Below are 19,606 nucleotides of genomic sequence, written 5' to 3' on the forward strand. Positions count from 1 at the left end.
AATATGCTTTTCAGTGAAACTGATTATCTCATACACTTGGTGGCTCAGGTATAGCACCAATAAGGGCCTTAGTATAGGGATGGTATGGGTCCGAGAGGACCCTGTCTATCGGGCCCACTTCGACTATCTTGCCGGTATTCATTATAGCTAGGATGTCACCGACATAGCGTGCAGTCGACAGATCGTGCGTTATGTAGATGTAGGAAATGTTGAACCTCTCCTTCAGGCTCTGCATCAGTTCCAGTATCTCGCCCCTGACTGACACGTCAAGCATCGACACGGGCTCGTCTGCAACGATGAGCCGCGGCCGGAGAACGAGCGCCCTTGCTATCGCGACCCTCTGCCTCTGGCCTCCTGACAGCATGTGCGGGAACCGGCCGGCTATTTCTTCTGCCGGCTCGAGCCGGACGTCGCGGAGTGCTGACAGGACCTTTTCTGCCTTTTGCTCTTTCGAGCTTGTCTTGTCGTGGATGTCAAGCGGCTCCCTGACAATATCCATTATCTTCATGCGAGGGTTGAGCGAAGCATAAGGATCCTGATAGATCATGTGGACTGCCGTGCGGAACTCTTTGAGCTGGCTGCCAGCGTAATGGGTGACATCCTTTCCTTCAAATATTATCGAGCCGCTATCGGGGTCGGTAGCACGCATCACCAATCTTGCGACTGTTGTTTTGCCAGACCCGGATTCCCCTGCAAGCACTAGCACCTTTCCCATTTTAAGGGTAAAGCTGACGTCATCCACGGCCTTGACGAAGTCCGGGCCAGATTTCTGCAGAAGCTGGCGGAAACTTTTCTTTACTGGAAAATACTTTCTGAGGTTTCTTGCTTCAAGCAATACGTCCAATGGCAAATGCAGGTTATACCCCTTTGGTGATATAAACAGTTAGTTAGTCGCTAATCACAGTTAATATTGAGCGCGATTGGCAGCTTTGTACGTGAAGCTGGCAGCGCTCTTTTCTGGCGGCAAGGACAGCACGTATGCGATCTATCGCGCAAAGGAAATTGGGCATCAGGTGGTGTGCCTTGTCACGATGCATCCTGTTGCTGACGACAGCCCGCTCTTCCATTATCCGAACAGCTGGGTCACCGAATACCTTGCGGACGCGATGCAGATCCCGCTGATCGGGTTCTCGGTGAGCGGCAGGGCAAAAGAGGACGAATTGAAGGCGCTTGAAGGAGCAATCGCGCAGGCCAAGTCGCTTTATGGAATTGAGGGCATTGCCTACGGCGGCATTTCCAGCAACTACCAAAAGCAGGCCTTTGAAGAAATTTGCGTACGGCTAAATGTCGCGGCGGTTGCGCCGCTATGGAACATCGAGCCGCAGAAATACATGAACGATCTTGTCGAGTGTGGCTTTTCAATAATTGTCGTGGGGGTGTCTGTCATGGGCCTTGAAAAAGAGTGGCTGGGCAGGCAGATCGACAAGGAAGCGCTGGGCAGGCTGGCAGCACTTGCCAAAAAGTACGGCTTTAACCTGACGTTTGAGGGTGGCGAGGCCGAGACACTGGTCGTTGACTGCCCGCTGTTTCGCAAAAAGCTCCAAATAAACGCGGCCACTACGCACTGGGACGGCCAGAGGGGAATATTTGAAATACGGGATGTGTCATTAGTAGAGAAGTAAAGAAAGGGAAATGTTTGACAACCTGCGCGAAGGCCTCCGCGGAGCCCTGAAGAAAATAGTGGGGGCCTCTGATATCAACGAGGAGATCATCGACTCACTGTGCAAGGACGTCCAGCGGGCACTGCTCCAGTCGGATGTCAACGTGCGTCTTGTGCTCTCTATCACCCAGAATCTCAAGGAGAGGGCACTGAAGGAGCAGCCGCCAAAGGGGCTCTCCCGCAAGGATCACATTGTAACGATATTGTATGGCGAGCTTGCCAAGATGCTCGGCTACTCTGGCGAGGTCATCAAGACTATCGATAAGGCCCAAGAAGACGAACGTTCACTTGCAACATCATTCTTCAACCCCGGTAAGCAGAATATCGTCCTCATGCTGGGCATTCAGGGCAGCGGCAAGACCACGGTGACTGCCAAGCTGGCAAGATGGCTCACAAAGCATGGCTACAGGGTAGGAGTGATCGGGGCAGACACCTGGCGCCCTGGCGCGCTGACTCAGCTGAAAATGAACTGCAGCAAGATAAACGTTGAAGTGTACGGCGAGGAGGATGCCAAGGATGCAGTGGCGATAGCCAGAAACGGCCTCAAGCACTTTGAGGATCAAAAACTCGACGTCATTATCATAGACACCGCCGGAAGGCACAAGGAAGAAGAGGGCCTGCTGCAGGAGATGACAGAAATGCACAAGGTAGTGACCCCTGACCTTGTGTTGCTGGTCATTGATGCAACTATAGGCCAGTCGGCGTTCAAGCAGGCAGAAGCCTTCCACAAGGCCGCCCCTGTCGGAGGCATCGTCCTTACAAAGCTCGACGGCACTGCAAAAGGTGGTGGCGCGCTTGCAGCATCTGCCGCGACAGGCGCCAAGGTAATGTTTATCGGCACCGGCGAGCGCATCGATGATCTAGAGCAATTCTCGCCAACACGCTTTGTAGGCAGGCTGCTTGGCATGGGCGACATCAAGGCGCTGCTAGAGATGGCAAAGGGGCTTGAACTCCAAGCAGACGAGGATCAGGTAAAGCGCATAGCAAAGGGCAAGATGACTATCGAGGACTTTTACGCTCAGATGGACTCGGCAAGCAAGATGGGATTTAGGAACATCATTGAGAACCTTGGTATGGGCGGAATGATCAAGGAGGACAAGGTCGAGGAGATGCAGGTCAAGATGGAGAGGTGGCGCTTTATCATCCAGTCGATGACAAAGGAGGAAAAGAAAGACCCAAATATCATCAACGAGTCGAGAAGAAAGCGCATCGCAAGAGGCTGCGGCCTGACCGAAGGCGACATCAAGGAGATGATAAAGCAGTACAACACTTCAAAGGACATCATCAAGCACAACAAGGGAAGGGGCGGTCTGGGCGACCTATTCAGAAGGTTTGGCGGCAATCTTGGCTGATGCCCAGGCAATTTTGCTGTTGTTAAGGCAATACAAACTCTGCAGGCGATGTTTTGAAAGAAATAATGCTGCCGGAGGCGGCAGATCAAAGCCTGACCGCCGGCAATGCTACATCTGCCGCGGCCTGATGGACAGCATTGACTCGATAGTGGATAAGATAATTGGTGCCGTCAGGGACTACGAGTTTGAGACGTTCGTCATCGGCGCCACCCTGCCAACCCAGATTTACGAGCGGGAAGACGCCATGAGGGCGCGCCTTAAAATCCGTGGCAGGGAGAGCGTCAAGAACCAGCTGACAAAGGAGCTTGGGATGCGGCTCGCCCGTCTGATTAGAAAAAAAGCCGAGTACATGAAGCCCGACCTCACGGTAAGCCTTGTCATAGACAAGGAAAACAATGTTGATGTTGCAGTCAAGTCAAGGCCGCTTATGCTGTCTGGCCGGTACGTCAAAAAGTCAAGGGGCGTGCCGCAAAAGCAGGACAGGTGCCCAGACTGCGAAGGCCGGGGCTGCAGCTCATGCAATAATACCGGCGGCCTGTCGGGCAACGGTAGCGTCGAAGGTGTCATCGCAAAGGGACTTGTGGAAATGACAGGGGGGCAGGCACCGAAATTTTCGTGGATCGGAAGCGAGGACCAGAGCAGCCTTGTGCTTGGAAGCGGCAGGCCGTTTTATGCCCGCATCTATAACCCCAAAAAAAGAAAATTGAAAAGGAGCAGAATCAGTGGCAGCGGCGTCGTGGCAACGCTGTCTGTAATCGAAGAAGAGGACGAGCCGGATCTCCAGCCGCGCTTTAAGGTCAAGACAAGGATCCATGCAAAATGCGAAAAAGAGCTGACAAAAGACGACATGAAAAAACTTGGCTCGCTTGCCGGTGCAGAGGTAAGTTATGAGAACAGGTCAAAGATGGCGACAAAAAAGATCTACTCGGCCTGGGCCCGCCGGATCAATGACAACCAATTTTCACTCACCATGGTCGCAGACGGCGGCATGATGATAAAGCAATTTGTGGGCGGTGAAGAGTACATGAAGCCAAACATTTCAGAAATTCTTGGAAAAAAGTGCGAATGCGTCGGGTTTGACATACTTGACGTATCACTTCAGCAGTAACGTTTTTGTTTCAGCAGGGCAATCAGACAACAGCAAAAGAAAGATGAGCAGCAGCTTTGACCCGCTCTACAAAGTCCATGACGCCTACAAAGCTGGCCAGATCCTGCAAAGAGTCTACGACCTTGTGATCAAAAGGTTCCCGCTTGTAACAGAGGGAATCAAGCGAGTCGAAGAGGCATCCGGCTTAAAGTATCCTTACTATTACGTCGAGCCAAGCCTTGTCGTTTCGACGTCGGCAGTCGAGTTTACCCAAATGGGAATACTGTTTGCAAGGACGATACCTGTGGTGGGCGACGACAACCTGCTCAGAGTAGTCGTGCAGATAACCGCGCCCCTGATCGCCTACGGTCTCAAGGGTACTATACACGCGATTCTGGCGCATGAGTTCATGCATTATCTGGAGCTTGTGAGCAGGATAGTCAAGATGAAGGTGATATCAGACGAGGTGTCCGGCACCCTCTTTGAAGGTACGTACGCCGACACCGGAAGGCTACTTGAAGAGCGCGCCGTGTTCAGGTCAGACCCGACTTTAATAAGGCACATCACCACCCGCTTCCCTGAAGGCTTTAGGGACTTAAAGTTGGAAGACAAGGTGATCAAGATGTGGATGGACAAGGGCCTGCCGACGACAAAGGTGCCTATCGATGCAAACGTGATAAAAATCCCAATAGAAGCAATGGCAAGGCTGCAGGTGGAGCAGGTGGTAAAGGACAAGATAGCCGAGTTTGAAAGCGTGAAGCTGAGAAAGAAAAAAACCGGCTATGTCTAGTAGCAGTAGCGTTTCCCCGCAAGAGTTCGAAGTTATCAAGAAATGCATCGTCAAGGTCGCAAAGGGCTGCGCTGTAGTCGCCGCATGCTTTTATGGTTCCAGAGTCGCAGGTTATGCCCGGCCTGACAGCGACATTGACGTACTGGTCGTCCTTGAGAACTATCCTTACGTGGTCAAGTACGTCTATTTCAGCGAGTCCGGCGTAAAGCTGTCCGCGCTTGCAGTCGACCGCGCGGCGCTAGAGCGCGATGCAAAAAACGCTTTTCTCGGCGAGTTTGTAGTGGGCCGTCTGCTGCACATCTACGAGCCCATTACCAACGCAGATTTTTTTGCGCAGGTCGAGCAGGCTTACAAGCGGCGCGTCATTTTGGAGGAGGTGCAGGACATTGTGTGTTTGACGGGCGTGCTGGGCACAGAGATCATTTTTCCTTTGGAGTATGTGGTATTTTCCAAGATAAGGCGCAGGATGTCGCTGTACCCAAGCGCGGCGTATAGCTACTACAAGACCTACGCTTCTTCAAACGAGCGCAATCTTGAATTTGCACTTGGAGGCTACCGCAGGGCGCTTGCAGATATTGTCTCAGAAGACAGAGAACTTTTTGCTGCAAGGCAAGACGGGCTTTTGCAGGTGTCTGGCAAACGCGTCTTTGTGGAAGGAGGCCAGACGCGTCTCAAGCTTACAAAGAGACTACAGGAATTCAGCTCGTACTTTGTGCACACCTACGCAGGAAGGAAGATCATGCACCTTGCAGTCAGCGAGGCCGAGTCCAAGATAAGGCGCCACCACACAGGCAAGGATGTAGAAATGCCCTATTTCATGGCATGCCCAAAAGGAGCATATTGGACGCTGCCAGAGGGCAGGCTAATAGTCGGCAGCAGGGACTGGCTGGGCGACCTCGGCTATTCAGTGGCGAGAAAAAAGCGCCTTGGTAATGTCAATAGCAGGACGGTGCTGTACATGCTAGAGGATGGGCGCAAGGTTGTAGTAAAAGAGCTTGCAAAATCAAAGGCGGTGAAATGGGCTGCACTGAGCCTGTGGACTGCGCCAGTGAAAAGGTTCAGGGTCGATCCGCTCTTCCGGCTTGGCTCGGAATACAAGGCAATCCGGTATATAAGGAGCCTCGGCCTGCGCACGCCAGCGATAGAGGCAGTGGTCCTTGACAGGAAGATCCTCGTAACGCAGTTTATCGAGGGTAGGACCCTTGCTAGCGTAATAAAGGACTACATCAGAGGCAGGGGCGACGACATTGCGCTTATCGGGAAAGCAGGCGCGCAGATTGCAAGGATCCACAGCGCCGGCTCTACTCTTGGCAACGTAAAGCCCAAGAACGTGATTGCCAGCAGTGGCAGCGGCGACCAATATTTCACCGACGTAGAGCAGTTTATGTTTCAGGCTGGCGACCCAGCATGGGACCTTGCCCAGTTTATAAGCTGGGGCCTAAAGGGCACCAGCAACAGCAGCATGGCAGCGAAAATAACAAGGGAATTCCTGAAAGGATATGTCGATATTGCCGGTTATGGCAATGTCGCACGCCTTGCCAAGAGCAGGCGCTATATCGAGTCGTTCTATCCCGTGCTGGCGCCGTCGGTGGCACGTGCGATCAAAAAAGAGATTAAAGAAATTGCAAAATAGATCTTTTGCTTACTTTTTGCCCTTCTTGGCGGTTTCCTTGTGAGTAAATTCGGTAAAGCCGCACTTGCCGCAGGTGAACCTGTCTTTGTGCTCGGCCATGAAGGTGCCCTTGCCGCATCTCGGGCAGTCGCGCCTGCTCCTCGTCACCTTGTCGCCTGAAACCTTGTAGAACTTGTATATTGCAACTTCTCCCTTGGCAGGAGCCTTCTTGTCAGCCATTATTACTTCTTGGCACCTCCAGCAGCGGCGCCCTTGGAAGCTGCCGCTTCCTGCTTGGCCTTGAGCTTGGTCGCCTTTTCTTCATCTATTATCTTTTTTCTCTCTTCCTTTGGCAGTGTTCGCAGTAACCTGTAGCGCGGGAGCTGCTTTGCCGCCTCCTTTTCGTCGTCATAGACATAGAATACGGCGTGAACGTCGGTCATGCCTGTGTGGCATACGAGGTTTATCGGTATGACCTGCTTTTTATCGACATTGAGCTGGCCGGCCATCTTTTCCGCCGCCTCGGTCTTTTTGAGCTTGCCGGCGGCTCCCTTGAACAGCGCCTTTACCTCGCGCCTGTTCAAAAGCGAGTTCCTGCGGTCTTCCAGCGTCACAATTTCCTGAGCAGACAAATCAGACAGAATCCTTCCTGTAACTCATATAAGTATTTGCTTGTACGAAAATCAAATATACCCTGTCCATGGTGAGTGTGATTGGATGAAACCATTCTTTCAAGAGTTTTGTGACAAGGTGATTACGCTTGACAAGTCGATCAGGTTTGCCGGCATTGCAGACGAGGACGGCAAGCTCATGGCCACTGCTGAGAGGAAGGGCCTCAAGCCCCTGCTAAACCCTGAGGAGAGGGCGCAGTACGCCATCACGGCTGCGACCCGCCAATATACCCGCCTGCGATGGGAATACCTGCTTGGCAGGATCAACTATGCGATGTCGCACTATGCCAAACTGATAAGGGCGACCATCCCGATAGCAGACGAAAACAGCCGCCTATCCTATGTGCTCTTGCTGTCGTTTGACGTCGACGGAGAAAACGTGCACAATGTGATCATGAAAAAGATAATCCCGCTTGTGCGCAAGAACATGGGCAAGTTCCTAGAAGAGCATACCCGCACTAACCCTTGAACTGCACCTTTGGAAATACGATCTTTACTGGGTGCCGGAACGCCAGATGCACTATCACAAGCTCGCCTCTATTGAGCCGGACGATGTTCATTTTCGTGCTTTCGTCCAGCATAGAGTAAGGCTGGGTGGCAAGCTCTGACTGCCCCAGCTTGGCCATTATGTGCATGCCAGTGCCTTCATGCAACACCGGGTCCACCATGCTTTTTAACTGCTGCCCGAAAACAGGATCGTCCCCCTCGACCTGCCCGTTATGACCATCCTCACGATCTGTTCTGCCACCGAAGAAGACGCGCTGTTGCTGCCGCCCCGCCTCGGGACGAACCTGTTTATTTCATCGATAAATATCAGGATATACTGCGGCCTTTTGCCTTCTGCTGCCTCTTGCCTTGCAACACAGAGCTCATCGACGCTCTTTATGACGTCGCCCATGACGAACCCCTGCTCTTTCACCGTCGGGATCATGGCAATGTCAATCACGAAAACGTCGCCGGGCCTTGATCCTGCTTATCTGCTTTACAAGGTACACGCTCGTCTTTTTCCTGTCTATGAAGAGCGGCGATCTGCAAAACTGCTGGATGTGCCCAAGGAAATGCAGCAGCGTGGACTTGTGCGCGATCATCTCCTGCGGCTATCCCTTGAATTCAAACAGGTCTGTCCGCGTATTTACCTGCCTGTGCCTGTCGCTTAGAGGCCACGCCTAGTAGACATGGTTCAGGATGGGAGGATGTAGGAAATGTCAAATGACACCGGCACCCTCTGCCCGTTTGTCATCTCTATCACGCCAGCAGGGACAGGGTTCTCCATCTCTGGTATGCCGAGGGCAAACATCACTTCCTTTTCTTTTGCAAACCTGACCGGCTTGTTTGCGCCAACAGGCATGCCTATTGGGATATTCCTGCCAAGCCTGCTCTCAATTCCCGTGTTTGCCATCACTGCCACCTTGGCCGCCGCGCCGGCTTCGTCCATAGCCCGGAGCTCCTTTGCAATCCCTACTGTCTATGTGTCAAAAACATGCTTGACCGTGACAAAGTCGAACGGGTTTAGGATGATATCTTGGCGGATCGAAAACCAAAAACCATCCATGTTGTTTGGGAATTTATCTGAGGCCAGCGTCCTACCTATCTCTTCCTGCTTGGCAAACTCTTGTATGCTAGAATAGCAAATAGGGACATCATATTTGACTATAGTATTACTATACTTCAGGATCTAGATCTGGGTTGTCGTCACTGTCCATGTCGTGGTCGGCAGACTTTAGCTGTTCGTATTCAACCTCGTCCTTGCTCTCTACTTCTTCAGGCTTTACTTCCATCTTGGCAGGCTTTTCATCTTCAGGCCTGACTATTGCCTCCTTTGGCACTTCCGGGAATTTCTTCTTGTTGTCGGCAGTCATGGTGGTGGTAGTGTAAAAATAAAGGGCAGCTTACTTGTTTGTTCCAGCAGCGCCCTGCTCGTACTGGTCGCCGGTTTCTGCAGCACCAGCTGTCCCCTTTGCCATCCCTTTGCTCCTTGCTATTTCTCTGGCCTCTTCAGGGTTTCCCCCCTCCTGTCCCTTCTCGACTATTTCCTCGGTCATTTCGCGCTTGACAGCCGTTGGCTCGTGCTCCTTAATCTTGGCCGGAGTCATTGCTTCCTTTTCTCTATACTGCTTCAGTGGATCATCTTTTCTTTCTACTTCTGTTCCTCCGGCGCCTTCCTCATACTGTCTGTCTTGTTCTGACATGCTTCACGTGGCATCAAAGACTATTTACTGATTATGAAACAATGCAAAGGTATATTTTTCATATCCAGAGTAGCTGGCGTGTGTATATGCATGCCCTTTGAAAGCCTCGGCGAATACATTGAAGCTCTGGAGCAGGCTGGACAGCTTAAGCGGGTCAAGGCGAAGGTCAGCCCGAACTTGGAGATAGCCGAGATCATGCGCCGGCTGATGTATTCCGACGGCCCTGCGGTGCTCTTTGAGAACGTTGAGGGCTCGAGCATGCAGGTCCTTGGCAACGCGTTTGGCAACATGAAGAGGCTTGAAATTGCGCTTGAAACCCAAGACTTTACCGAGATTGGAAGGCGCATCACCGAGCTTACGAAAATGAAGATGCCATCAGGCATGCTCAACAAGCTAAAGATGTTGCCCAAGCTGTCGGAAATAAGCGAGTACGGCCCCAAGTATGTCGACAATGGGCCTGTCAATGAAGTCGTAGAAACTGACAACAAGGCATCACTCAACTCGATGCCAGTTTTGAAATCGTTCGCCGGCGACGCCGGGCGCTTCATCACTTTTGGCCTTACTGTCACAAAGCATCCTGAGACTGAAATCCGCAATTTCGGCGTCTATAGGATTCAGATAATAGATGACAGGCACGCGATAATGCACTGGCAGACGCACAAGCGCGGCGCACAGCACTACAAAATGATGAAGGAGCAGGGCAAAAAGATCGAAGTCGCGATTGTGGTCGGCGCGGACCCTGCAACCGTTTTCAGCGCAGTGGCGCCTGTGCCCGAAGGCATGGACAAGTACCTATTCTCCGGTATCACCAGAAAGAAGGGGGTCAAACTGGTAAAGTGCAGGACAGTCGATCTCGACGTGCCTGCAAATGCAGAGATCGTGCTTGAAGGGTACGTCGATCCAAACGACATCAGGATGGAGGGGCCGTTTGGCGACCACACCGGCTACTACACGCCGGCAGAGCCGTTCCCCACGTTCACGCTTACAGGGATAATGAGGCGCAGCAGGCCAATCTACCTCACGACCGTGGTGGGCAAGCCGATCCTAGAAGACGCCTTCATCGGCAAGGTAATCGAGCGTTCCTTCCTCCCGCTCATCCAGATGTTCCACCCAGAGGTGGTCGACTTTGCCATGCCGGCCGCCGGCTGGTTCCAAGGCCTTGCGATAATGTCTATAAAGAAGCAGTACCCCGGGCAGGCAAAAAAAGTAATGATGGGGCTTTGGGGCATGGGGCAGCTGGCTCTGACCAAGATGTTCATAGTAGTCGACAGCGACATCAACGTGCACGACATGAACGACGTGATATGGGCGGTGACCACCCGGGCAGACCCGGCGCGCGATACCATCATCATTAACAACACGCCTACAGACACGCTCGACCCGGCGTCGCCGCTTGTGAATCTGGGATCAAAGCTCGGCATCGACGCTACGACAAAATGGAAGGAGGAAGGCTACATGAGAGAAATCCAAGAGCTCGCAGTGGTCGACGAAGAGACAAAGGCGCTGGTCGATAGAAAGTGGCCCGAGTACTTTAATGGTACTTGATGATCTTGTACGAATTGTCGCGCTCGGCGACCCTGAACCCTGCCTGCTTGATAGCGGCAATTATCCTGTCTGACGTCAGCTCTGTCGAGCGGGCGCCCGTCGCGCTTACCACTTCCTCGCCAATGAGTGTGCCGCCAAAGTCGTCTGCACCGTGATTGAGTGCTAGCTGTGCCATCCCGATGCCGTTTGTGAGCCAAGACGACTGCAAGTGCGGGATAAGGCCGTAATACATTATCCTTGCAATTGCGATCATTTTCAATAATAACAACCCACCAGCAGGATACTTGATCTTGCCCTCTGCCTGGATCTCTGTCCTGTTGGGCTCAAAGCTCCATGGGATAAACACCAGAAAACCGCCTGTCTTTTCCTGCAGCTGCGCTATCTTCATGATGTGTCTTGCGCGGTCCTCTTCCGTGTCCACAGTGCCGTACATCATTGTGGCTACCGACTTGAAGCCCAGCTGGTGGGCCTCCTCCATTATTCGCAGCCACTCGTGGCTCTTTATCTTGAGCGGGCTGATCTCCTGCTTGACTCTGTCTTCCAATATCTCTGCGCCTCCTCCAGCAAAAGTGTCCATGCCAGCTGCCTTTAGCCGGGCAAGCACCTCTTTTGTGCTGCTCCGCTCGACTCTGGCTATCATGTCTACCTCTGAAGGCGAGAGGCCGTTTATCCCGACCTCGGGGCACTTTTGCTTGATCGCCCTGAACGCGTCTTCATAGTATTCCAGCTTCAGGTTCGGGTTGTGGCCGCCCTGTATCAGGACCTGCGTTATGCCAAACATCTCGCGTGATGTAGCCACGCGCTTTACAATGTCTTCCACCGGCACCGTGTACGACTCTTCGTGCCCCGGCGGGCGGTAGAACGCGCAGAACTTGCAGAATGTGATGCAAACATTGGTATAGTTCAAGATGATGTTGTTGATGAACGTGATGGTGTCGCCGTAAAGCCTTTGTCTCAGAGTGTTTGCGACAAGGCCCATCGAGTAAACATCGTCAGATTTAATCAGCCTGATGCAGTCGTTGAGGCCAAGTCTGCGCCCTTGCAGGGCGCTGTCAAGAATGTCGCTAATGTCTGACTTTTTCAGAAAGTCAGAGAGCAGTCTATTTTGCAAATGCGGACATGGCTTACGGGCTTTGATTGATATTTATTCTTTGACTACAATTTATAACCAACTCTGGTGCAGACAGTCACGGTTGCAAAAGAGCGATACCGTGGCAGGCGGGACGCCGGCGCTAGAGAAGGCTCTGGCCGGAGAGGAGCTGTCGTACAGCGATGGCGTCCAGCTAATGAAGGAGGAGAACCTATTCCTCCTTGGAGCGGCTGCGGACAAGGCCCGACAAAAGCTTTGCGGCGATGTTGTCACATTTGTTGCGTCTTACTACCTGAACTATACCAATGTTTGCGCGGCCAGCTGCCCGCTCTGCGCGTTCTACAGAAAGGGCAACGAAAACGATGCCTATACGCTGTCGACTGAGCAGATAGTTGCCCGCTCCAAGATAGCGGTAGGGCAGCTTGGCGCTACTGAACTGCACATAGTTGGAGGATTCCACCCAAAGCTGGGGCTTGACTATTATGAAAAGATGATGAAGGCCATAAAAGCGGAATTTCCAAAGGTCACGATAAAGGCGTTCACACCAGCAGAGATATTCTTTATCGCACGACTTACAAAGAACTCTGTCAAGGAAGTGCTCTCCCGGCTCAAGGCAGCCGGTCTCGATTCGCTTCCCGGTGGCGGCGCGGAGATCTTTCACAAGGACACCCGGAAGCAGATAGTGATAGGCAAGTGCTCCGGCGAAGAATGGCTTGATACCGCGCGCCAAGCTCATGAGCTTGGGTTAAGGAGCAACTGCACTATGCTCTTTGGACACGTGGAAAAGCCAGAGCACATCATTGACCATGTCATAAGGATAAGGGACCTCCACAAAAAGACAAAGGGCTTTACCACTTTTATCCCACTGAAATTCAGTCTTGAAAACACTGAGCTTGAGCAAAAGGGGCTTGTCACTGCCGAAAGCCCATCAACCTACGATCTTCGCGTGGTAGCAGTGTCGCGATTGTTGCTAGCAAACGTGCTGAACAACATTTCGGTGTACTGGGTGGCGCTTGGCAAAAAAGTCGCCCAAGTGGCGCTCTCATACGGCGGGAACGACATGGTCGGCACTGCGTTCTCTGAGGAGATATTCAAAGCGGCAGGCAAGGAGACAGGCACATCGACACAGGAGCTGGCAAGCCTGATCAAAGAGATCAAGCGCATCCCAGCTCAGCGTGACACGTTCTTTAATATCATTCGCAGACTGGATTAGGGGAGACAGCAGCCAGCTATCTATGGCTCTTTTTGTCAAAAAAGATCTAGGCTAATATCGAGTTTCTAACATTACAAGAATGAAAAAATGGTAAATCAGAAAGCAGATCAAAGGACAGAGTTGCTATGCGACCGGCAGCAGGTTTTTAGAAACTTGGCTAGCTTTTTTGACAACGCAAGGTCTCAGGTTCTTGCTTGCTTGAATTCTTATACGTTGACTTTTACAACCGACATAGAGTCGCTGCAGGCACCAAAGCGGGCTGCAGAGCGCGCGGAGTAAAACTGCGGTACATCACCGACGTTACGAGAGAGAACTTCGTATACTGCAAAAGGCAAATGAAAATGTAGACGAGCTTCGTCACCTTGAAGGCGTCAAAGGGAATTTTATCTTGAGCGATAGCGAATTCATGGTATCTCCAGATATTTCAGAAGAAAAGCCACCGATAGACGGCGTGTACAGCAATGTTGATTCGATGATAAGGCAGCAGTGGTACGTCTTTGAGACGATCTGGAATCATGTGGTGCCCGTAGAAGAAAGAATAAGGGAGCTGGAATCGGAGATTAGCGACACGCAGCAGGATGCAGATACAAGCAAAAAAGGAAAAGCGATAGACAGGTTTTATGTCTGCGAGCACTGCAGGCTCGTATTTATCCTAGGCGAAGAAGTTGATGAGCACAAGATGCTGACAGGGCATAAGAAAATGAAAGAATATCCAATCGTGTAATAATATGGAGTTCGCAAATCCAGAACATAGAGTGGCACACAGCTGCTCCAAAAAGCTCAGCGATATTATGATGCAGGATCAATTAACATAGTTCAGCAAGACGTTATTTGTAATTCCCCCCGTAGGCCATATTGGTGAAGAAGACAGTGCAGAAACAGGTAGCAATCCTTGCTATAATTTCAGCGCTTCTGTCCTCCGCGCTTGCAATCCAAGTGGTGCGCGATGGCGGACTGGCCTTGGGACAGCTTGTCAGCCCGGCGATGCAGACATTACCAAACATAAATGCAGGACAATCGCAGCAATGTAGCAATAAAGGTACAGCAAGTACAACAACAGTTTCTAGCAGCAATGCATCTGCAATCCTTGACGCAGAAAGCGCGGCGCTGAATCAAGTATTCAAGAAAGCCGGCGGCTCGGTAGTCCAGATAACCAGCAGTGTCAAGACAGTCATCCCAAACATAATAATCAACGGAAATCCGCTTGAGCAGCAGTCAACCAGACTTGGCTCTGGATTTGTCTATGACACGCAAGGCAGGATCATAACCAACAACCACGTTGTCGACGGCTCCAAGACAGTCGACGTCACATTTATCGATGGCAACACGTATTCTGCCAAGGTTGTGGCGACAGATGCTTTCAGCGATATTGCTGTGCTGCAGATAACAGACGACTTTTCAAGCGAACATCTAACTCCTCTCTCGCTTGGTGACTCTTCGCAGCTGCAGGTAGGCCAGCAGGTGATCGCGATTGGGAACCCGTTTGGACTGAGCGATACCATGACCACAGGGATAGTGAGCCAAGTAGGCAGGCTACTTCCAAACGAGGAGATGGGATTCTCGATACCAAACGTCATCCAGACTGATGCCGCAATCAATCCCGGCAACTCTGGAGGTCCGCTGCTTGATTTGCAGGGTAACGTGGTAGGGGTCAACACAGCTATCAGTTCCAGCACTGGTGAATTCTCTGGCGTCGGGTTTGCAATCCCATCAAATGCAGTGGCGCGCATTGTGCCTCACCTAATACAGGACGGCAAGTACGACCACCCGTGGCTCGGTATAGCTGGAACAAGCCTGACACCGGATCTGGCAGAAAAGATGGAGCTGCCAAAGGACTTCAAGGGCGTGGCCATAGCCTCAGTGGCACCCAGGGGACCGGCAGACAAGGCAGGCATTATTGGCGCAACCAGAAATGACATTCCTGCGGGCGACGTTGTAACTGCGATCAACTGGCACGCGGTCAAGAGAATCGAAGACATCTTCTTTTACATAGAAGAGCACACATCTGTGGGAGACAAGGTGACTATAACGGTGTACAGGGACGGCCACTCGAAGGACCTTACCGCGACACTCCAGGCAAGGCCGCTTCCTGTGATGCAGACGAGCTAGCTAGACTACTTTTACTGCAACGTCTGCGTCAATTATTTTCTTTTCTTTTGCAATTTCAAACATTCTTTCGATCGCTTGCTTGCCGCTGCGGCCCATATTGAGCGTCAGCTCGTTGACATACATTTTCACGAATTTCGTTATAGTTTCCTTTGGCTGGCCCCGCCCGTACTGCATTGCATAGCGAACTGCGGCGTCAATATTGTCAAGGCCGTACTTGATTGACTTTGTAAAGATGTCGCTGAATTCTGTGATCTGGCTTTTGCTCATTGTCCGGGTGCTTGCCACGTTGATGCCAAGCGGAACAGGCAGGCCGCCCATGTTATCTGACCACCAGCGGCCAAGGTCTAGCGCGCTAGCAAACTTTGTCTTGTCAAAAGTTATCTGCGCTTCGTGGATCACAAGGCCGGCATCTACCTTGCCTGTCGCGACCGCGTCTGGTATTGCCTCAAACGACATCTCTATCTCCCTGAACCTGCCCCCGATTGCCAGTTTTAACAAGAGGTTGGCCGAGGTCATTTTCCCCGGGATCGCGATCGTCGCCTTTTGCAATTGCTCCGGTGTCGTCACCTTGCTGCTGCCTTTTTTTGTAATGACTATTGGGCCGTAGTTGAGCCCAAAGCTCCCGCCGCTCTTTAGTATGACATAATCGTTCAAGTAAGCGTAAGCGTGGGCAGATACTGCAGTCACATCCAGCTCGTGTTTGAGCGCACGGCGGTTGAGCGTTTCAATGTCTTGGATCACGTGCTTTACTGCAAAGCCAGACCTGACTTTGCCTGATGCGATGCCGTAGAACATGAACGCGTCGTCCGCGTCCGGCGTGTGACCTAGTGTTATCTCCATATGTCGTCTCCGGGTTCCTTCCTGCCACTATTAATTCTTGGCAACATTTAATAGTCCTGCTCAAAACTTTTTTCGATTGAAGCATGCCAAAGTTCAAGTCAACTCAGGACATATTGAGGATAATTGGTAACAAGGATCAAATACGCAACTTTGGCGTCATTGCCCACGTAGACCACGGCAAGACGACCATGAGTGACAGCCTGCTTGCCGCATCGGGAATCATTTCCCCGTCTGTCGCAGGCCAGGCTCTGGCGCTCGACTCTATGAAGCTCGAGCAGAATCGCCAGATGACAATCAGGGGAGCTAACGTCACGCTGTTCTATGAAACAGACGGCAAGGAATACGTCATCAACATGATAGATACGCCCGGCCACATCGACTTTACCGGCAGGGTGACACGCGCACTGCGCGCGATCGACGGCGTGGTTGTAGTATCGGACTCTGTAGAGGGCATCATGACCCAGACAGAGACCGTCACGAGGCAGGCCCTAGAGGAGCGCGTAAGGCCCGTGCTTTACATTAACAAGATAGACAGGCTGGTCAAGGAGCTAAAGCTGGGTCCAGAGGAGATGCAAAAGTGGCTTATGAACATCATCAGCCACTTTAACCAGCTAGTCGACATTTACGCCGAGCCGGAGGTTAAGGAAAAGTGGAAGGTCAGCATACAGGGCAACAGCGTGGCCTTTGGCTCTGCCAAGGACAGGTGGGGCTTTAACTTCAAGATGGCCAAAAAGACTGGCATCAACTTCAAGGACGTCTATGACGCTTACACAAGCAACGACCCAGCACTCATCAAGTCGCTTTCAGAAAGATCGCCTTTGTCAGACGCGGTTCTCGGCATGGTCGTGGAACACCACCCGCCGCCCCATGTCGCGCAGAGGTACAGGATTCCCAAGATCTGGCCCGGCGACCTTAACTCTGACATTGGAAAGGCGCTTTTGGCCTGCGACGAAAAGGGCCCCGCGCTCATGATGGTGACCACAATAAACGTCGACCCACAGGCCGGCAGAGTCGCCACCGGCAGGCTCTACTCTGGCACGATAAAGGACGGCGATGAAGTCTACCTTATCGATGCAAAGAGGCCAGGCAGGGTTCAGTCGGTCAACATCTACATGGGCAACACTAGAGAAATAGTAAGCGTACTTCCTGCCGGCAACATCCCGGCGCTGCTCGGGCTTGACTATGCCATTGCAGGTGAGACGATATCTACAGTCAAAGGCGCGCAGGCGTTTGAATCGATCAAGTACGTGTCGGAGCCTGTGGTAACCATTGCAGTCGAGCCAAAGCACCCCAAGGACCTGCCAAAGCTGGTCGAGGGCTTGCGCACCATCACTGTTGAAGACCCGAACCTCATTGTAAAGATCAACGAGGAGACTGGCGAGACACTGATGGCAGGAATGGGTGTGCTGCACCTAGAGATCGCAACTTCCCTTCTGCAGGAAAAGGGGCTTGAAATCGTGACGACTCAACCGCTCATCAACTACCGCGAAACCATCCGCGCAAAGGCCGGCCCCATAATGAGCAAGTCTCCAAACAAGCACAACAAGATATTCATGCGCGTCGAGCCACTGCCAGATGACATCCTTGAAATGATCAGGACGGGCAAGATAAAGGAGGACATGGACAAGAAGGAGATGGCCAAGCTCCTGAGGGACAAGGGATGGAGCGCGGACGAGGCGAGGAGCGTGGCTGCGATCGACGTGAGCGGCAACATGCTAGTGGACGAGACAAAAGGTGTCCAGTTCCTGCAAGAGTCGATGGACTCAATACGTTCAGGCTTTGACGACGTAATCCGCAATGGGCCGATAGCCCACGAGCAGGTAAGGGGCGTGAAATTCGTCCTGCACCACTTTGTGCCGCACGAAGACCCAGCGCACAGGGGCCTTGCGCAGCTGATGCCGGCCACAAGGAGGGCCATGCTGGGCTCGATGCTCATCGCAGATCCTGTATTGCTAGAGCCGATACTTGGAATAGAAATCAAGTGCCCGCAAGACCTGATAGGGCAAGTGTCAAGCGTGCTGTCAGGCAAGCGCGGCAAGCTCTTGAATGTGGAGCAGAAGGGCATCATTGCAATCATGCAGGGTGAAGTGCCGGCTTCTGAAACGTTCGACCTGTCAGAGAAGATGAGGGGAGCGACAGCAGGCAAGGCGCTGTGGAACACTTACTTCAAGGCATGGCAGCCAGTTCCAAACTCGATATTTCGGACGCTGGTTGGAGACGTGAGGAAGAGGAAGGGACTCAACCCCGAGCCACCATCGCCAGACGAGTTCATAGACAAGGAGTAAAAAGACAAAATCCCTCCTCCCTATGCTCATTTTTGTGCCGTCTCTACATTAGTATGTAGGCGAGGAGACCAGAGCTCCCTTTTCTTCGAAAAACACAATCGTTCGCGAAGCTCTTTTTCAGTACGTATATTGCACAATGCAATTAGTAGTACACAAGGGTGAACGATTCTACAAATCGTTTAAGCCGGTGGCAGTGCTCAAAAAGATGCTTGGCGTGCTCTTTGAACTGGTAAGCAAGGAAAACATCGATAGGCTCACTGAGCAGTGGGCCGCAGAATCAAGAAATATCGTGCTTCTTTCAGGAAGCAGTTTTTTCTTTGGAGACTGCGATTGCCTTTACCTACAAGGTATCAAAATATTTCATAGACGCGGACGCCAAGCTCATAAGATCCAAGGACAATAACGATTCTTCTATCTCGTTCATTATCGGCATGATGGGGGCGCAAACTTTTCCTATTTCCGCGCGAGGTGCTTTTACCATTTGTATAACTTTTCCCTCCAAAACACGTCGTTCTTGGCCGTCGCATGATTTGCATTATTCTGGGGATGGTTGCCCTGCCTGCTGTGCCACCTTTTGCCTGTTTCAAATAACGACTGCTTGTTCACAAAGTTCGACACTGTAAGGAAGAAGCCGATTATCGCTACGATGGACCACACCTAGCTTACTGTGGAATTCGTTGCGTGCATGATGTTGAGCCCGTGCATTATTGTACCCACCACGGCAAAAGACAACGCCGTACTTCTTACCGCCTTCTCACGATTGACAAATCTGCTTATCATTTGAGGTCACGGCTGCCTTGAGGTACAATCTCAATCAGCATGAGGGCATGAAGAAAAGGGTTAGTTTGTATAAAAAAGGACATACACACACCGATGTTCCACAGGTGTTATATGATCGCCTGCCCTTGGCTACCATGTTTCAGCCAGCGGCCAGGATGACCTAGAGTAAAAAATAATGACGAGCTTCATAAAAGAAGTAGAAAAGGGTAGTAGTTCCTTCAGTACCCTCTGCGGCTCAGATCTTTGGAGCAGAGAAATACTTCTTGTGTTCTGGATGAAAGTATCCTCATTTTCTTTGTGTTCTTCGGCAGGTGCCAGCTGCTTTGCCATGTCTTCAGCTGTTTTTGCCGGCTTGCGCAAGAACTCCATCGAGATCCTAAGGG

24 protein-coding genes are annotated in these 19,606 nt (G+C 51.8%); 11 read left to right on the forward strand and 13 right to left on the reverse strand.

Annotation, left to right across the window (positions count from 1 at the left end; translation table 11 throughout):
- Nucleotides 1–28: 28 nt before the first annotated feature.
- Nucleotides 29–835, reverse strand: a complete 807-nt coding sequence (locus NGAR_RS12640; protein WP_148681434.1) for an ATP-binding cassette domain-containing protein — start codon at nucleotides 833–835, stop codon at nucleotides 29–31.
- A 100-nt stretch (nucleotides 836–935) separates the two neighbouring features.
- On the opposite strand from NGAR_RS12640, the gene NGAR_RS12645 reads away from it, so the two are divergent.
- Genes NGAR_RS12645 through NGAR_RS12665 form a run of 5 tightly spaced genes read left to right on the forward strand, consistent with a single transcriptional unit; the run spans nucleotide 936 to nucleotide 6,522 of the window.
- Nucleotides 936–1,622, forward strand: coding sequence for a diphthine--ammonia ligase (locus tag NGAR_RS12645; protein ID WP_148681435.1), 687 nt, complete (start codon nucleotides 936–938; stop codon nucleotides 1,620–1,622).
- Nucleotides 1,623–1,632: 10 nt separating this feature from the next.
- Nucleotides 1,633–3,012 carry a signal recognition particle receptor subunit alpha gene (locus NGAR_RS12650; protein WP_015020150.1) on the forward strand — a complete coding sequence of 460 codons (1,380 nt, stop codon included), beginning with the start codon at nucleotides 1,633–1,635 and terminating at the stop codon, nucleotides 3,010–3,012.
- Nucleotides 3,005–4,120: a tRNA pseudouridine(54/55) synthase Pus10 gene (locus tag NGAR_RS12655; RefSeq protein ID WP_015020151.1), complete on the forward strand. Its 1,116-nt coding sequence runs from the start codon at nucleotides 3,005–3,007 to the stop codon at nucleotides 4,118–4,120. Before NGAR_RS12650 ends, NGAR_RS12655 begins: the two co-directional genes overlap by 8 nt.
- Before the next feature lie 43 nt (nucleotides 4,121–4,163).
- Nucleotides 4,164–4,889, forward strand: coding sequence for a hypothetical protein (locus NGAR_RS12660; RefSeq protein ID WP_015020152.1), 726 nt, complete (start codon nucleotides 4,164–4,166; stop codon nucleotides 4,887–4,889).
- Nucleotides 4,882–6,522, forward strand: a complete 1,641-nt coding sequence (locus NGAR_RS12665) for a nucleotidyltransferase domain-containing protein (RefSeq protein ID WP_015020153.1) — start codon at nucleotides 4,882–4,884, stop codon at nucleotides 6,520–6,522. The genes NGAR_RS12660 and NGAR_RS12665 overlap by 8 nt, the downstream gene beginning before the upstream one ends.
- Before the next feature lie 9 nt (nucleotides 6,523–6,531).
- On the opposite strand, the gene NGAR_RS12670 is transcribed toward NGAR_RS12665, so the two are convergent.
- Nucleotides 6,532–6,741, reverse strand: coding sequence for a 30S ribosomal protein S27ae (locus tag NGAR_RS12670; protein ID WP_015020154.1), 210 nt, complete (start codon nucleotides 6,739–6,741; stop codon nucleotides 6,532–6,534).
- Between the two features lie 2 nt (nucleotides 6,742–6,743).
- Nucleotides 6,744–7,133 (reverse strand): 30S ribosomal protein S24e, encoded by a 390-nt coding sequence (locus NGAR_RS12675; RefSeq protein WP_015020155.1) that lies wholly within the window; start codon nucleotides 7,131–7,133, stop codon nucleotides 6,744–6,746.
- Between the two features lie 85 nt (nucleotides 7,134–7,218).
- Between NGAR_RS12675 and NGAR_RS12680 the strand changes: the two genes are divergently transcribed.
- The gene (locus tag NGAR_RS12680; protein WP_015020156.1) at nucleotides 7,219–7,641 is read left to right on the forward strand and encodes a hypothetical protein; all 423 of its coding nucleotides are present in this window, start codon (nucleotides 7,219–7,221) and stop codon (nucleotides 7,639–7,641) included.
- On the opposite strand, the gene NGAR_RS12685 is transcribed toward NGAR_RS12680, so the two are convergent.
- The 6 genes from NGAR_RS12685 to NGAR_RS12705 all read right to left on the reverse strand — a co-directional run bounded on the left by NGAR_RS12685 (nucleotide 7,631) and on the right by NGAR_RS12705 (nucleotide 9,361).
- Nucleotides 7,631–7,840, reverse strand: coding sequence for a hypothetical protein (locus tag NGAR_RS12685; RefSeq protein ID WP_015020157.1), 210 nt, complete (start codon nucleotides 7,838–7,840; stop codon nucleotides 7,631–7,633). The two genes, NGAR_RS12680 and NGAR_RS12685, sit on opposite strands and share 11 nt — an antisense overlap.
- A 5-nt stretch (nucleotides 7,841–7,845) precedes the next feature.
- Entirely contained in the window at nucleotides 7,846–8,118 is a 273-nt protein-coding gene (locus NGAR_RS12690; protein ID WP_015020158.1) for a P-loop NTPase family protein, read from the reverse strand.
- The gene (locus NGAR_RS17765) at nucleotides 8,111–8,260 is read right to left on the reverse strand and encodes a hypothetical protein (protein ID WP_187147499.1); all 150 of its coding nucleotides are present in this window, start codon (nucleotides 8,258–8,260) and stop codon (nucleotides 8,111–8,113) included. The genes NGAR_RS12690 and NGAR_RS17765 overlap by 8 nt, the downstream gene beginning before the upstream one ends.
- 92 nt (nucleotides 8,261–8,352) lie before the next feature.
- Nucleotides 8,353–8,607, reverse strand: a complete 255-nt coding sequence (locus tag NGAR_RS12695) for a hypothetical protein (RefSeq protein ID WP_015020159.1) — start codon at nucleotides 8,605–8,607, stop codon at nucleotides 8,353–8,355.
- A gap of 226 nt (nucleotides 8,608–8,833) precedes the next feature.
- Nucleotides 8,834–9,031, reverse strand: a complete 198-nt coding sequence (locus tag NGAR_RS12700; RefSeq protein WP_148681437.1) for a hypothetical protein — start codon at nucleotides 9,029–9,031, stop codon at nucleotides 8,834–8,836.
- A 30-nt stretch (nucleotides 9,032–9,061) separates the two neighbouring features.
- On the reverse strand, nucleotides 9,062–9,361 hold the full coding sequence (locus NGAR_RS12705; RefSeq protein WP_015020160.1) for a hypothetical protein: 300 nt from the start codon (nucleotides 9,359–9,361) through the stop codon (nucleotides 9,062–9,064).
- A gap of 90 nt (nucleotides 9,362–9,451) precedes the next feature.
- On the opposite strand from NGAR_RS12705, the gene NGAR_RS12710 reads away from it, so the two are divergent.
- A complete protein-coding gene (locus tag NGAR_RS12710) occupies nucleotides 9,452–10,906 on the forward strand; it encodes a menaquinone biosynthesis decarboxylase (RefSeq protein WP_015020161.1) in 1,455 nt (484 codons plus the stop codon).
- Here the strand turns inward: NGAR_RS12710 and mqnC are convergent.
- Entirely contained in the window at nucleotides 10,893–12,017 is a 1,125-nt protein-coding gene (gene mqnC, locus NGAR_RS12715; RefSeq protein WP_015020162.1) for a cyclic dehypoxanthinyl futalosine synthase, read from the reverse strand. The two genes, NGAR_RS12710 and mqnC, sit on opposite strands and share 14 nt — an antisense overlap.
- 82 nt (nucleotides 12,018–12,099) lie before the next feature.
- On the opposite strand from mqnC, the gene NGAR_RS12720 reads away from it, so the two are divergent.
- The 3 genes from NGAR_RS12720 (at nucleotide 12,100) to NGAR_RS12730 (ending at nucleotide 15,318) form a co-directional block, all read left to right on the forward strand.
- Nucleotides 12,100–13,209 (forward strand): radical SAM protein, encoded by a 1,110-nt coding sequence (locus NGAR_RS12720; RefSeq protein WP_015020163.1) that lies wholly within the window; start codon nucleotides 12,100–12,102, stop codon nucleotides 13,207–13,209.
- Nucleotides 13,210–13,597: 388 nt separating this feature from the next.
- A complete protein-coding gene (locus NGAR_RS12725; RefSeq protein ID WP_015020165.1) occupies nucleotides 13,598–13,933 on the forward strand; it encodes a hypothetical protein in 336 nt (111 codons plus the stop codon).
- 134 nt (nucleotides 13,934–14,067) lie between these two features.
- Complete coding sequence (locus NGAR_RS12730; RefSeq protein WP_015020166.1) at nucleotides 14,068–15,318, forward strand: S1C family serine protease; 1,251 nt, start codon at nucleotides 14,068–14,070, stop codon at nucleotides 15,316–15,318.
- Here the strand turns inward: NGAR_RS12730 and NGAR_RS12735 are convergent, their stop codons facing one another.
- The gene (locus NGAR_RS12735) at nucleotides 15,319–16,158 is read right to left on the reverse strand and encodes a menaquinone biosynthesis family protein (RefSeq protein WP_015020167.1); all 840 of its coding nucleotides are present in this window, start codon (nucleotides 16,156–16,158) and stop codon (nucleotides 15,319–15,321) included. It abuts the gene before it with no gap.
- Nucleotides 16,159–16,241: 83 nt separating this feature from the next.
- Here NGAR_RS12735 and NGAR_RS12740 point away from each other — a divergent pair, with 83 nt between their 5' ends.
- Nucleotides 16,242–18,443 (forward strand): elongation factor EF-2, encoded by a 2,202-nt coding sequence (locus NGAR_RS12740; protein ID WP_015020168.1) that lies wholly within the window; start codon nucleotides 16,242–16,244, stop codon nucleotides 18,441–18,443.
- A gap of 474 nt (nucleotides 18,444–18,917) precedes the next feature.
- Here the strand turns inward: NGAR_RS12740 and NGAR_RS12745 are convergent, their stop codons facing one another.
- Complete coding sequence (locus tag NGAR_RS12745; protein WP_015020170.1) at nucleotides 18,918–19,100, reverse strand: hypothetical protein; 183 nt, start codon at nucleotides 19,098–19,100, stop codon at nucleotides 18,918–18,920.
- A 252-nt stretch (nucleotides 19,101–19,352) separates the two neighbouring features.
- A complete protein-coding gene (locus tag NGAR_RS12750) occupies nucleotides 19,353–19,553 on the reverse strand; it encodes a hypothetical protein (RefSeq protein WP_148681438.1) in 201 nt (66 codons plus the stop codon).
- Nucleotides 19,554–19,606: the final 53 nt, after the last annotated feature.

Origin of the sequence: Candidatus Nitrososphaera gargensis Ga9.2, from assembly GCF_000303155.1 — an archaeon.
GTDB lineage: Archaea > Thermoproteota > Nitrososphaeria > Nitrososphaerales > Nitrososphaeraceae > Nitrososphaera > Nitrososphaera gargensis.